Source organism: Streptomyces phaeofaciens, from assembly GCF_014648915.1.
GTDB lineage: Bacteria > Actinomycetota > Actinomycetes > Streptomycetales > Streptomycetaceae > Streptomyces > Streptomyces phaeofaciens.
Genome location: NZ_BMSA01000006.1, coordinates 111,550 through 124,014, shown reverse-complemented (window position 1 = coordinate 124,014; position 12,465 = coordinate 111,550). Strand labels below are relative to the sequence as shown.

The window sequence follows — 12,465 nt, the reverse complement described above, 5'->3', positions numbered from 1 at the left end:
AGTCACAGGTGACCACGACACTTGCGTTCTCCGCTCTGCTGCGACTGATCGACGAACGGGCGAGCGCCTTCCGCGCCGCGGTCGCCTCCGCGCCCAGCCTCGACGTGCAGGTGCCGACCTGCCCGGAGTGGACGCTGTTCGATCTGGCGGAGCACATCGGCGAGGGGCGTCGCGCCTGGGCCGCCACCGTCGCCGCGGGGCCTGCTTCGGCCAAGGCCGTACCGGAGGGCGACCTGGCTGCGCCTCAAGAGCGCGAGGCCGTGCCGGCCTGGTTGGCCGCGTCGACGCAGGAGTTGCTGGACGCGCTGCGGGAGGCCGGCCCGGATCGCGGTTGCTGGACGTGGTGGGGTGCGTCCCAGTCTCCGCCGACCTGTGGCGCCGTCGCCCGGCACCAGCTCCAGCAGCTGGCGGTGCACACCTACGACGCCCAGCTCACTGTGGGTGCCCCGCAACCGCTGCCGGACGAGGTGGCACTCGACGGTGTCGAGGAGTTCCTGTTCACCTGCGTCGCGACGCCGAGTGCCTGGCCGCACAAGCCCACTGCCTTCGACTTCCACGCCGCCGAGGGCCACTCCTGGCGCCTCACGGTCGACGGCGACGGCGCACGCTCCACCCGTATCTCCACGCCCGGCACGACGCCCGTCGCCGCCGCCGACGAGGGTCCGAACGCGCCCGGCGTCTCCGTTCGCGGCACGGCCAGTGAGCTGGTTCTCTTCGTGTACGACCGTATCCCGGCGGACTCCGTGCAGATCGAGGGAGACGCAGGTCTGTTCGACCTCCTCCGCGCGTGGGAACCGGAGGAGTAGCGGTAAGCGCCGGACCTCGGTGAACGACCACCCCGGCAGCCGCGCGGCGGCGTCAGGTGGGAAGGGTGAGGGGAAGGTCCGCGGTGAGGGTGGCGCCCTCGGGGGTGGGGCGGAGGGTGAGGGTGCCGCCGATTTCCTCTACGCGTTCGTGCATGGACTGGATGCCCACGCCCGGTGTCCAGGGTGTCGTGCAGTGGCCGGTGTCGGTGACGGTCAGGCGCAGGAGTGCGGGGTGCGGGAGGTTCAGGGTGAGGGTGGCGGTGGTGCCGTCGGAGTGCCGGGCGATGTTGGTCACGGCTTCCACCGCCACCCGGTACGCGGCGACCTCGACGGCCGCGGGGAGTGGGGGGAGCCGTTGCGGTGCGTCGACGGTGACGGTCAGGGGGCGGCCGTCCGCGGCGCGCAGGGGGGCGATGCGCTGGCGGACGGCGTCGACGAGGCCCAGTTCGTCGATGGCCCGGGGCCGCAGGCCGTAGACGATCCGGCGGATCTCGGTGATCGCGTCGCCGATGTCGGCGCGCAGCCCGCGCAGGGTCCGCACCGCGTGCTCCGGGTCGGTGGCGATGAGGTTGGCGGCCGCGTCGGTGGTGTAGGCGATGCCGGTCAGGGCCGGGCCGAGGCCGTCGTGCAGGTCCCGGCGCATCCGGCGGCGTTCCTCCTCCAGCGCGGTCACCACCCGGCCGCGGGAGACGCGCAGTTGCTCGCTGAGCCGCGCGGCGTGCAGGGCCTGGGCGAGGGGCGCCGCGACGAGATCGAGCACCGCCGTCGCGGCCCGGGGCAGCCGTAGATGTCCGGGCGGGAGGCACACCACGAGGTCGCCCACGTCCTCGGCGCCCGCGCGCAGGGCGGTGCGGGTGGTGTGGCCGTCGTCCATGGTGCCCGCGGTGGCGACCGCGGTCCCGTCCTGGCGCAGGGCGATGCCGGGCACGCCCAGGGTGGAGCGCAGGGTGTGCAGCCACAGCGGGGGCGGGGCACCGGCGGTGAGGTCCGTGCCGAGCCGGGTGAGCGTCTCGACCGGGTCGGCGGATCTGCCGAACAGCATCTCGTCCATGCTCGCCTCGACCCGTTGCCGAACGGGCTGGTAGCCGGCGGCGATCGTGGCGGCGAGCAGGGCCGGCACTCCCTTGCCGGGCCGGGTTCCCACCACCAGCTCCCACACCGCGGCGACCCCCTCGTAGACCGCCGTGCTCAGCGCGAGCATGACGATCAGGACGGTGGCCCCGCGGATCACGACCCGGACGTCGGCCCGGCGGGGCGCGACGAGCGCGACGGTGACGGCGAGGGGGAACGGCAGCGACACCGCGCTCGTGGCGACGACGGTGGCCACCGGCCCCATGGGCAGGGAGTTCTCGGCGGCGAACTGGAGCATGCCGCCCAGCGTCGTCGCGGCGGCGCCCAGCACCAGCCACAGCACGCGGCGCCGGTCGTCGCCGGTGGTGATCTCGAAGAGCACCCAGGTCCCGGCGAGCACCACGGTCCCGGCGGCGATCGCCGCGGCGGTCTGGGCCGCCGCCGTCCCGGCCACCGCCGTGACCGCGCACCCGGCGCCGGTGCCGACGACGGCGGCGTCCGCGCAGGTCAGCAGCCGGGACGGCGGCCGCTGCGGCACGACCCGCAGGGCCGCCAGCGGCAGGGCGACCGTCGGGGCGAGGACGGCCAGGGCCACGGCGGGCGCGTGGACGCCCGCGGCGAGGGCGAGCGGGGCCGCCAGCAGGCCGGCGGCGGCGGCGCCGAGGAAGGGGGCCGCCGTCGCACCGGGGCGGCGGGCGGTGACCGTCGCCCAGCACACCGCCAGGAAGGTACCGACGAGCGCCGCCCAGATCGCCCACTGATCGAAGGAGGAGGGCGGGGCGAGCCCGAGGGAGGCGAGGGCCGCAGCGGCGAGGAGTGCGAGCAGGACCCGGGTGGCCAGGCGTCGTAGGGTCACGGCCTCGCCTCCGGTGGGCCGTCGCCCAGTCCGTGTTCCCGGGCCAGGATCACCGCCTCGGTCCGCCCGCTCACGCCCAGTTTCAGGAAGATCGCGGACAGCCGGTTCGCCACGGTCTTCTCGGCCAGGGCCAGTTCGGCCGCGACCCGGGCGTTGGTGTACCCGCGGGCCACCCGGTCGAGCACCTCGCGCTCGCGGTCGGTCAGTCCGGGGAAGGGGGCGGCCGGCGGGGCCGCCGGGGAGAGGCGGCCGAGGAGGCGGGCCGCGACCCGGGGCGCGATCACGTACTGTCCGGCCGCGACGGAGCGCAGGGTGGTCAGGATCTCCTCCTGCTGGGCGCCCTTGAGGAGGTAGCCGCGGGCGCCGGCGCGCATCGCGGAGACCACCGTCTCGTCGTCCTCGAACATCGTGACGACGAGCACCGCCACGTCCGGCAGCAGGGCGAGCAGTCGCCGGGTGGCCTCGACGCCGTCCAGTTCGGGCATCTGGATGTCCATCACGACGACGTCGGGCCGGCTCAACCGGGCTTCTCTGAGCGCCTCTTCGCCGTTCGCCGCCTCCGCCACCACCTCCACGCCGTCCAGCGAGGCCAGCAGTGCGCCCAGACCGCGTCGTACGACGGGATGGTCGTCGGCGATGAGCACCCGGATCGGGCCGGCGGGGGAGGTCATGTCCCGATGATGGCCGACCTCCCTCCCGGCCGGGAGGGCTCGTCCTTCCCTCCGGAGCGGGAAATCCTCCCGGCCGGCGAGGAGGTTCGGACGATGCGCGCCGAGGGGCACGGCCAGGATGCTCGGTGCACCGGGTCGCCGCTCCGGCGGCCCCAACACCCTTACGGGGGACACGACATGAGTCGGACGGAAGCGCGGGGCATCCCGCTCAGCCGCAAGAACAAGGTGGGTCTCGGACTCGCCGCGGCGCTCGGGCTGCTCGACATGACCAACGTGGTCGGCGTCCTGGCACCGGACAGCGACGGTCCCGGGCCGCCCGCGGGCGTCCTCGTCGGCGATGCCGTACTCGGACTGATCACGGTCGTCGCCGTCGTCCACGCCTGGCGCACCGCGAGCCGCACCGGCTCCCGTGTCGTCGCCGCGTCCCGGATCCTGTCGGCGATCACGGCGCTCCCGGCGCTGTTCGTCACCGGGGTTCCGGCCTGGGTCGTGGCCGTCGTCGCGGTCTTCATCGTGGTCACCGTCGTCGTGATCGCCCTGGTCCTGTCGCGCCCGGCACCGGAACCGGCCGCCTCGTGACGGGACGGGCCACCACCCGCACCCCGTCGCCCGCATTCCGCCTTCTCAGCCTCAGTGAGGGAGACCCATGAGCCACAAACGGGGGGTCGTCAGGATCGCGGTCCTGCTCGCCGCGATCCTGAGCATCGTCGGACCGGCCGTCACCGCGTGCGCGCCGGCCGCCAGGATCGCCGTCAAGGCGATCGCCCGCGGGGCCCCGGCCGCCGCGCCCTTCTTCGCGGACGCGCTCGAACTCGCCGTCGAGCAACCTGTCAGCGACGCTCTCGCCCTCGGCGGAGGCGTGCAGAAGGGCGACCGGCCGGGCCTCTACGGCGGCACCCGGCACAAGAAGAGCTGCGACAAGGCGAAACTCACCGAGTTCCTCGGGAGTCGCGCCAACCGGCAGAAGGCGCTGGAGTGGGCCAAGGCGCAGGGCATCGGTCTCGACGAGATCGGCGGCTTCATCGAGAAGCTGACGCCCGTTCTGCTGCGCAACGACACGCTGGTGAAGAACCACGACTACAAGAAGGGCAGGGCGGTCGCCTTCGAGGCGCTGCTCCAGGCCGGCATCGCGGTCCTGGTCGACCTGCACGGCAAGCCGGTCGTGCAGTGCAGCTGCGGCAATCCGCTGGGCGCCTTCGAGCACGACGTCGACAGGGCCGACGTCGAGTTCAAGGGCACGAACCCGCGGTGGACGTCGTACGACCGCGACAAGGTCGTCAAGGTCGAGCCCGCGGACGACGGGGACGAGGTCAGCGAGTACCGGCTGGTCGACGTCCAGGAGGCGGACGCGGGACTGGAGCGGCCGGTGGGCTCGGACGGCACGCAGGACACCGCCCTGCCGGAGGACCCGGTCGAGACCGACAACGAGGACGGCGGGGACGGCGGGGGCACCGACGTCGGGGATGTCGAAGTGCCCGGCGTGACGGGGTCCTCCGTCGAGGAGGCCACCGGGATCCTGGAGGAGCGGGGCCTGACGGTCGCGACGGTCGAGGAGTCCTCCGAGTCGGCCGCGCCGGGCACCGTCCTCGCGCAGGACCCGGCCGAGGGCGCGACGGTCCCGGCCGCCGCCACGGTCACCCTCACGGTGGCCGTCGCGCCGGCCACGGCCGACCCGGAGGTGACGCCCACGCCCGGCGAGTCCCTCGCCCCGTCGCCGACCGACGTCGCCGGCCCCGGGGACACGCCCGCCGTGCCGGAACCCCCGCCCTCGGACGGCCTGTTCGGTGGCGTCTCCTGAGATGTCCGGACCACGGGGCGGCCGCCCCCGCTTCCGCCGAGGGCGGAGGGCGGGGGCGGCTCGGGTCTCACCCGGTGCGGAGCCTCACGGTGCGGCGCCTTCCGGTTCGCCCGTCGTGGACGGGTACGGGTGGCCGTCCGCGTCGAACGGGGTGAACCAGGACGCGAACGACCGGGGTACGCCGCCTCCGGGCACGCCCGCCCGGACGTCGTCGATGCCGTCCGTGGAGCCGTCGTAGAGCCACTCGTGGTCGCTGTCCTCGTAGAGGTGGCCGGCGAAGGTGACGAGCGCGGCCGAGACACGGTCGTCGAGGAGTTCGTGGAGTTCCAGGGTCGTGGTCGCCTCGCTCAGGAGGAACCGCAGGGCGAGTTCCTCGGCGACGCAGCCGAGCCGCTGAAAGCTTCCGTCGGTGAAGCGGGTGGTCAGGGCGATCACCGTCACGAGGAAGCGCCGGGCGAAGCGGGCGTCGTACTGGAGCGCGTACCGGTCGGGAAGGCGTTCCAGGTGCCACAGGGGGCCCTCGCACTCCGCGACGGTGGCGTCCTCCTGGGTCAGGACGTGGACGTCCTCGAACAGTTCGTCCACCAGGACGGCGCTCGCGTAGACGAGGGCGCCGGCGGCGAGTGCGGCGCTCTCGTCGTCGCCGTACGACCGCTCTTCGTGCTCGTCGCCGGCCGCGCCGAACATCGTCGGGGGGAAGGAGCGCAGTTCACCGGCGAGCGCCAGCATCGTGCCGCGGACGGCGGCGGACTTCGCCTCGCCGTCGTCGCGGCCGTCGGTGTCCTCGGGGGCGGGGATCCCGGTGTGCCGGGCCTTGCGGACGGCCGGGTCGTCGGGCGGCGCGTCGGGTCCGTCGGCGGCGGCGAGGCTCTCCCTGGCCAGATCCTGGTGCAGCTCGACCTCGCACCGCTCGATCGTCCAGTCCGCCAGCAGTTCGGTGCGCTCCAGCAGTTCGTCCACGAGCACCTGCACCGAGTCCTCGGCGAACTCCAGGGCCGGAGCGTTCACGATGACCTTCAGCAGGGCTCCGCCGGGGTGGACGGCCACGATGGTGTCGAGAAGACCGACCTCCACTCCGTCGGGCCCTTCGACGGCTCCGACGGAGTCGAAGCCGTCCTCGATGAGCGCCACGGCACCGGCCCGTTGCAGCGGGTCCAGCTCCGAAGTGCCCTCCGGGATACAGGTGTCAACCGTCACTACGTACGTCACGGGTCCGAGCCTCGCAGGCGGAACCGCCGCGCGCGAGGGAACGAACGCGTCCGAACTGTGAATTCGGTGTCCGACCTGCGCTGTCCCGCACCCGCCCCGCGCCCGGGATCACACCGTCTGCGGGTGCAGCAGCCGCGCCAGCAGGTCGTCCAGTGCGACCAGGCCGGTGAGCCGGCCCGTGTCGTCCCGGACGACGGCGAGGGTGGCACGGCGGCGGCGCAGGCACTCGACGGCCTCGCCGAGGGTGTCCTCGGCGGCCAGCTCCGGGACCGGGCGGGCGAGGGTGCGGGCGGTGACGTCCCGGCCCCGGGCCCGGGCCACCAGGGCGTCGCGGGCGTGGACGGAGCCGACGACCGTCTCCCCGTCACGGACCAGCAGCCGGCTGCGGTCGTGCGCGGTGGTGAGGGCGAGGATGCGCTCGACGTCCGCGTCCGCCGGCACCGAGGTGATCCGGTCGGCCGGCACCTGGAGGTCGCCGACCGGTGTCCGGGGTTCGGTCAGCGAGTTGGTGATCAGCTCGGAGTCGTCCTTGCTGATCAGCCCCAGCCGCTCGGACTCCTCGACGAGGTGGGTGAGCTGCTCGCGGTCGTGGACCGAGGCCAGTTCGTCGCGCGGGGTGACCCGGCACAGGCGTACCAGGGCGTTGCTCAGCGCGTTGAGGGCGCGGATCAGCGGGCGTACGGCCTTCACCACCGCCCGGAAGGGCGGGGAGAGCAGCATCGCCGAGCGCTCGGGGTGGGCGATGGCCCAGGACTTGGGGGCCATCTCGCCGACGACCATGTGGAGGAAGACCACCACGATCATCGCGACCGCGAACGCCACGCCGTAGCTGAGCGCGGCGGGCAGGCCCAGGCTGTGCAGCAGCGGGTCGAGTTCGTGGGAGATGGCGGGCTTGGAGACCGAGCCCAGGCCCAGGGTGCACACGGTGATGCCGAGCTGGGCGCCGGCCAGCATCAGGGACAGCTCGCGCATGCCGGCCAGGGCCGCGCCCGCGCCGCGCCGCCCCTCGGCGGCCGCCTTCTCCAGGCGGTGGCGTCTGGCGGCGACCAGCGCGAACTCGGCGGCGACGAAGAACCCGCTGCCGATCAGCAGCAGCGCGGTGACGAGGAGTGCCGTCGGGAAACTCATGCCTGGTCCTCCGTCGACAGCCGCAGCCCCACCCGGTCCGGCACGTGCCGGTCCAGGGTGCGTACGTCGATCAGTGCGCGTCCGCCGCCGGGCAGGCCGACGGTGAGGCGGTCGCCGATGGTCGGGAAGCGGCCCAGCCGGTCGACGATCAGTCCGGCCACGGTGTCGTAGTCCTCCTCCTCGGGCAGTTCGACGCCGGTGGCCTCGGCCACCTCGTCGAGCCGGCGGCCGGCGTCCACCAGCCAGCCCTCGCCGTCCGCGACCGCGATCTCGGTGATCCGGTCGGACTCGTCGGCGATGTCGCCGACCAGTTCCTCGGCGATGTCCTCGTACGTGACGATGCCCGCCACCCCGCCGTGCTCGTCCAGGACGACGGCGAACTCGTCGCCCTGGGAGCGCATCCGTTCCACCGCGTCGGGCAGCGGGAGGGTGTCCGGCAGCAGGAGCGGGAGGCGGGCGGCGGCGCCCGCGGTGGTGTCCGCGAAGCGGTCGGCGGGCAGGGCCATCAGCTCGCGCACGCCGAGGACGCCGGTGACGTCGTCGGGGTGGTCGCCGAGGACGGGATAGTTGGAGTGGCCGTGCCGGGCGACCAGTTCGACCGCCTCGGCGGCCGTGGCGTCCTTGCGGACGAACACGGAGCCCGCTCGCGGGACCATCACCTCGTCCAGGGTGCGCCCGGAGAACTCCAGGGCGTGGTCGAGGAGTTCGGCGGTGTCGCGCGGCAGCGCGCCCTGTTCGCGGGACTCGCCGATCAGATGGCCGAGCTCCTCCAGCGTGGCGCCGTGGTGCAGTTCCTCGACGGGTTCGATGCCGGCCTTGCGCAGGAGCCTGTTCGCGGCGCCGTCGAAGACGTGCACGACGGGTCCCACGACCTTGAGGTAGGCGAGCGTGGAGGGGGCCAGCGCGGTCGCCAGCCGCTCGGGCACGGCGATGGCGAGGTTCTTCGGGGCCAGTTCGCCGATCACCATCTGGACGACGGTGGCGAGGACGAAGGCGAGCACGACCGAGATGCCGGAGACGGCGCCGTCGGGGATACCAAGGCCGGACAGGACGGGTTCGAGCAGCGCGGACACCGAGGGCTCGGCGACGAAGCCGACGACCAGACCGGTCACCGTGATGCCGAGCTGGGCTCCGGAGAGCATGAAGGACAGCCGCTCCAGGACCTTCAGGGCGCGGGCGGCCCGGCGGTCCCCGGTCTCGGCGGCGCGGGCGAGGGCGAGGCGGTCGACGGACACGTACGCGAATTCCTGGGCGACGAAGTAGCCCGTGCCCAGGGTGAGGACGAGGACGGCCAGGAGGCCGAGCCAGGCTTCGGGGGCGCTCATCGGCGCATCGATCGCGAGGGGGTGCCCCGCCGTGTGCCGTGCGCGGGGGAGGTGTGGCGGGGTGGCGGGGGTCTGTGCCCCGGGGCGTCCGTCGGTGTGGCGGACAAGGGTTGCTCCTTCACTAGAACGTTCACTTGCGCAACGATTCTCGCCGGGTCGGTGTTCCCGGGCGCGGCGGGCGTGCCGCCGTGAGCCACGGCGCGATGAGCCGCGGCGCCGATTTTCGGCCGTTCCCCCGGCAGGGGTGTCGACCACGGCCTCCGCCCGTGCCGTCCACCCTATGCTGCTTCTACGCGACTGTAGAAGTCATCGCACGTGAAGGTAAGGAGTGGACGCCACGATGGTGTTCAAGCGACTGCTCGGCTCGCTCGGTGTGGGCGGCCCCACGGTCGACACGGTCCTCGACCCCTCCCCCGTCCGGCCCGGCGCCTCGCTGACCGGCGAGGTCCGTCTGCGGGGCGGCGGCGCCGACTTCGACATCGAGCACATCGGCCTGGAGCTGGTGGCCCGGGTCGAGGCCGAGCACGAGGAGGGCGAGAGCGGGGGCACCGTCGTCTTCGACCGCTTCATCGTCGGCGGCGGCTTCCGGCTCGCCGAGGGCGAGGAGCGGAGCGTGCCGTTCAGCGTGCCGCTGCCGTGGGAGACGCCGGTCACCGAGCTGTACGGGCAGGCGCTGGGGATCGTGCTCGGGGTACGGACCGAGCTGTTGGTGGCGGGTGCGAAGGACAAGGGCGACCTCGACCCGCTGAACGTCGCCCCGCTCCCCGTCCAGGAGGCGGTCCTGGAGGCGTTCGGGCAGCTGGGCTTCGGCTTCCGCTCGGCCGACCTCGAGTACGGACGCATCGGCGGCACCGGGCAGCGGCTGCCGTTCTACCAGGAGATCGAGCTGACCCCGTCCCCGGAGTACGCCGACCGGGTCGAGGAGATCGAGCTGACCTTCCTCGCCGGCTCCGGCGGCCTGGAGATCGTCCTGGAGGCCGACAAGCGCGGCGGCTTCCTCTCCGAGGGCGAGGACGCGCTCGCCCGCTTCACCGTCGGCCTGCACGACGCCCGGGACTGGAACACGGAGATCGACGGCTGGATCCGCCGGCTGGTCGAGCACCGGACGCCGTACGGCACGCACGGCGGGTACGGCGGGTACGGGCACGGCGGCGACTCGCACGGTGGCGACGGGTACGGCCACCACGAGGACCACCGCTCCGGTCCCGGCATGGGGACGGCGATCGCGGCGGGCGCGGCCGGGCTCGCCGTCGGCGTGGTCGGCGGCATGGTGGCGGCCGAGGTCGTGGACGAGGTGGGGGACTTCTTCGAGGGCGACGAGGACGAGGAGTAGGAACGGGTCCGGCCCGGACAGGTCGGCCCGCAGCCCGTCAGAGCGGCGTGGCCGCGTGCAGGATGACCAGCATCGTGACCGCGGAGTTCGCCGAGGACATGGCCGAGACGGCCGTACCGGCGGCGGCGCACCAGACCGCGAGGCCGACCGTGGTGAAGACGGAGGGCCAGCGGCGGACCGTCGGGGCGGGGCCGAGAAGGGCCGTCACCCGGCGCGGGACCGGTCCGGGCGCCGCGAAGGAGGCGAGCCCGGTGAAGAAGGCGAGCCCGGCGAAGGACGCGAGCGCGGCATGCGGTGCGGCGCGGGAGACCAGGGCGGCCCTGCCGATCGCCCGGGCCACGGTCCGGCGGCTGCCGACCGTCCGGGCCGCCTCCTCGTCCGCCCACCGCTCCGCCGTGTACGCCACGGCCGTGCGCAGCGGCCGCAGGAACGGGTTGGCCCGCGCGGCCAGTTGTACGGCGAGCAGATGACGGTGGTGGCGGGCGGCGAGGTGAGCGCGCTCATGGGCGAACAGCGCCCGCCGCTCGGCCGGTTCGAGGCAGTCCAGCAGGGCGGTGCTCACCACGATCCGGTCGCGCCGGCCGCCGGGCAGCGCGTACGCGTAGGGCACGCCGTCGGGCAGGACGGCGACCTCGGTGCCCGGCAGCCCGGCGAGCGCCCGGTGGGCGCGGCGGCGCACCCGGCGGTGTCGCCACAGCGTCCGGGCACAGAGCAGGGCCACCACGCACAGGGCGGGGATGGCGGCCCGGCCGGCGATCTCGTCGTGCGGGACGGCCGCGCGGACCTCGGGGTCCGACCAGCCGTCGGGCAGCGGGTTGCCGGGCAGCTGGGCGGTGCCGACGACCATGAGCAGTCCCAGGCAGACGGTGCTGCACACCGCCATCACCGCGGCCACGCCGGTCAGCAGCCGGGTCGCGGTGCGCGGATGCAGATGCTGTTCGGCGAGCCGCGCTACCGGCCACGCCGTGAGCGGCAGCACCAGCGGCAGGAAGACGAAGACCCCCATGGGACTCAGTCGGCCTCCGGCCGGTCCAGCAGTTCGCGCAGCAGTCGCTCGTCCTCGGGGCCGAGTCCGGTGACGAAGCTGGCGAGTACGGCTTCCCGGTCCCGCTCGCCGTCCAGCACCCGGCGCATCCGGTGGGCGGCGAGGCCGGCCTCGTCCGACGCGGGCAGCCAGGCGAACGAGCGTCCACCGCGCTCACGGGTGACCGCGCCCTTGGCCAGCAGCCTGGTCAGGATGGTGATCACCGTCGTATAGGCGAGGTCGCCGCCGAGGCGCTCCTGCACCCAGCCGGCCGTCGCCGGTCCGTCGGCCTCCCGCAGCGCCGACAGCACCAGCGCCTCCAGCTCGCCCTGTCCCCGCCGTCGGGAGCGCTGCCGGTCGTCCGTCACGCCCTGTCCCCTCTCCGTCGCCTGCCGTTTCCCGCCGTTTCCCGCCGTTTCCCGGTCGGCCATCGTATAGACGCGCGGGCCGGTCGCGCGCCGGGAGCACCGCACGGAACTCTCCGTATCGCCGCACGGCATCGCACCGCACGTCATCGCGCCGCACCGCGCCGGGAGCACGTGCACGAAATTGTAGAAGCCCGCCCCCGCTTTCTCTACAGTGCTGTAGATTCAAGATCGGGGATCCGGACACGGATCCCGTCACGTCTGCCGAGGAGGAGCACGCAGTGGGAGTAACCCTGTCCAAGGGCGGCAACGTCTCGCTCAGCAAGGAGGCACCCGGACTCACCGCCGTCCTGGTCGGACTGGGCTGGGACGTCCGCACGACCACCGGCACCGACTACGACCTCGACGCCTCCGCCCTGCTCCTCGCCACCTCCGGCAAGGTCCTCTCCGACCGGCACTTCGTCTTCTACAACAACCTCCGCAGCCCCGACGGATCCGTGGAGCACACCGGTGACAACCTCACCGGCGAGGGCGAGGGCGACGACGAGTCCGTGAAGGTGAACCTCGCCGCCGTGCCGGCCGAGGTCGACCGGATCGTCTTCCCGGTCTCCATCCACGACGCCGACGGCCGGGGCCAGAGCTTCGGCCAGGTCCGCAACGCCTTCATCCGGGTCGTCAACCAGGCCGGCGGGCAGGAGATCGCGCGCTACGACCTGTCCGAGGACGCCTCCACCGAGACCGCGATGGTCTTCGGCGAGCTGTACCGGAACGGCGCCGAGTGGAAGTTCCGCGCCGTCGGCCAGGGCTACGCCTCCGGACTGGCCGGGATCGCCTCCGACTTCGGCGTGGACGTCTGACCGGCGCCCCGGGCGTGCCGCG

12 protein-coding genes are annotated in these 12,465 nt (G+C 73.7%); 5 read left to right on the top strand and 7 right to left on the bottom strand.

The genetic code is table 11. The features are described 5' to 3' along the window. Positions 1-8 precede the first annotated feature (8 nt). On the top strand, positions 9-806 hold the full coding sequence (locus IE275_RS13670; RefSeq protein WP_189711345.1) for a maleylpyruvate isomerase family mycothiol-dependent enzyme: 798 nt from the start codon (positions 9-11) through the stop codon (positions 804-806). 52 nt (positions 807-858) lie between these two features. Here the strand turns inward: IE275_RS13670 and IE275_RS13665 are convergent, their stop codons facing one another. Continuing rightward, positions 859-2,733 (bottom strand): sensor histidine kinase, encoded by a 1,875-nt coding sequence (locus tag IE275_RS13665; protein ID WP_189711343.1) that lies wholly within the window; start codon positions 2,731-2,733, stop codon positions 859-861. After that, on the bottom strand, positions 2,730-3,404 hold the full coding sequence (locus tag IE275_RS13660; RefSeq protein ID WP_189711341.1) for a response regulator transcription factor: 675 nt from the start codon (positions 3,402-3,404) through the stop codon (positions 2,730-2,732). The genes IE275_RS13665 and IE275_RS13660 overlap by 4 nt, the downstream gene beginning before the upstream one ends. Before the next feature lie 177 nt (positions 3,405-3,581). On the opposite strand from IE275_RS13660, the gene IE275_RS13655 reads away from it, so the two are divergent. After that, positions 3,582-3,983, top strand: coding sequence for a hypothetical protein (locus IE275_RS13655; protein WP_189711339.1), 402 nt, complete (start codon positions 3,582-3,584; stop codon positions 3,981-3,983). Positions 3,984-4,050: 67 nt separating this feature from the next. Next, on the top strand, positions 4,051-5,202 hold the full coding sequence (locus IE275_RS13650) for a PASTA domain-containing protein (RefSeq protein WP_189711337.1): 1,152 nt from the start codon (positions 4,051-4,053) through the stop codon (positions 5,200-5,202). Positions 5,203-5,286: 84 nt separating this feature from the next. Here the strand turns inward: IE275_RS13650 and IE275_RS13645 are convergent, their stop codons facing one another. From IE275_RS13645 to IE275_RS13635, 3 genes are all read right to left on the bottom strand, one after another. Continuing rightward, on the bottom strand, positions 5,287-6,411 hold the full coding sequence (locus tag IE275_RS13645) for a hypothetical protein (protein ID WP_189711335.1): 1,125 nt from the start codon (positions 6,409-6,411) through the stop codon (positions 5,287-5,289). A 108-nt stretch (positions 6,412-6,519) separates the two neighbouring features. Continuing rightward, positions 6,520-7,539, bottom strand: coding sequence for a hemolysin family protein (locus IE275_RS13640; RefSeq protein WP_189711333.1), 1,020 nt, complete (start codon positions 7,537-7,539; stop codon positions 6,520-6,522). Beyond that, entirely contained in the window at positions 7,536-8,864 is a 1,329-nt protein-coding gene (locus tag IE275_RS13635; protein WP_189711331.1) for a hemolysin family protein, read from the bottom strand. The genes IE275_RS13640 and IE275_RS13635 overlap by 4 nt, the downstream gene beginning before the upstream one ends. 340 nt (positions 8,865-9,204) lie before the next feature. Between IE275_RS13635 and IE275_RS13630 the strand changes: the two genes are divergently transcribed. Continuing rightward, positions 9,205-10,197, top strand: coding sequence for a sporulation protein (locus tag IE275_RS13630; RefSeq protein ID WP_189711329.1), 993 nt, complete (start codon positions 9,205-9,207; stop codon positions 10,195-10,197). 37 nt (positions 10,198-10,234) lie between these two features. Here IE275_RS13630 and IE275_RS13625 read toward each other — a convergent pair whose 3' ends face one another. Both IE275_RS13625 and IE275_RS13620 read right to left on the bottom strand, forming a co-directional pair. Beyond that, entirely contained in the window at positions 10,235-11,203 is a 969-nt protein-coding gene (locus IE275_RS13625; RefSeq protein ID WP_189711327.1) for a M56 family metallopeptidase, read from the bottom strand. Between the two features lie 5 nt (positions 11,204-11,208). Further along, positions 11,209-11,589 (bottom strand): BlaI/MecI/CopY family transcriptional regulator, encoded by a 381-nt coding sequence (locus IE275_RS13620; protein ID WP_189711325.1) that lies wholly within the window; start codon positions 11,587-11,589, stop codon positions 11,209-11,211. A 278-nt stretch (positions 11,590-11,867) separates the two neighbouring features. Between IE275_RS13620 and IE275_RS13615 the strand changes: the two genes are divergently transcribed. Next, positions 11,868-12,443, top strand: a complete 576-nt coding sequence (locus IE275_RS13615; RefSeq protein WP_189711323.1) for a TerD family protein — start codon at positions 11,868-11,870, stop codon at positions 12,441-12,443. Positions 12,444-12,465 lie beyond the last annotated feature (22 nt).

What these genes read in the sequence shown, in the direction of transcription:
- IE275_RS13655 (WP_189711339.1), top strand. Translation starts at nt 3,582, where the DNA reads ATGAGTCGGACGGAAGCGCGGGGCATCCCGCTCAGCCGCAAGAACAAG.
- IE275_RS13630 (WP_189711329.1), top strand. Translation starts at nt 9,205, where the DNA reads ATGGTGTTCAAGCGACTGCTCGGCTCGCTCGGTGTGGGCGGCCCCACG.
- IE275_RS13650 (WP_189711337.1), top strand. Translation starts at nt 4,051, where the DNA reads ATGAGCCACAAACGGGGGGTCGTCAGGATCGCGGTCCTGCTCGCCGCG.
- IE275_RS13640 (WP_189711333.1), bottom strand. Translation starts at nt 7,539, where the DNA reads ATGAGTTTCCCGACGGCACTCCTCGTCACCGCGCTGCTGCTGATCGGC.
- IE275_RS13625 (WP_189711327.1), bottom strand. Translation starts at nt 11,203, where the DNA reads ATGGGGGTCTTCGTCTTCCTGCCGCTGGTGCTGCCGCTCACGGCGTGG.
- IE275_RS13660 (WP_189711341.1), bottom strand. Translation starts at nt 3,404, where the DNA reads ATGACCTCCCCCGCCGGCCCGATCCGGGTGCTCATCGCCGACGACCAT.
- IE275_RS13635 (WP_189711331.1), bottom strand. Translation starts at nt 8,864, where the DNA reads ATGAGCGCCCCCGAAGCCTGGCTCGGCCTCCTGGCCGTCCTCGTCCTC.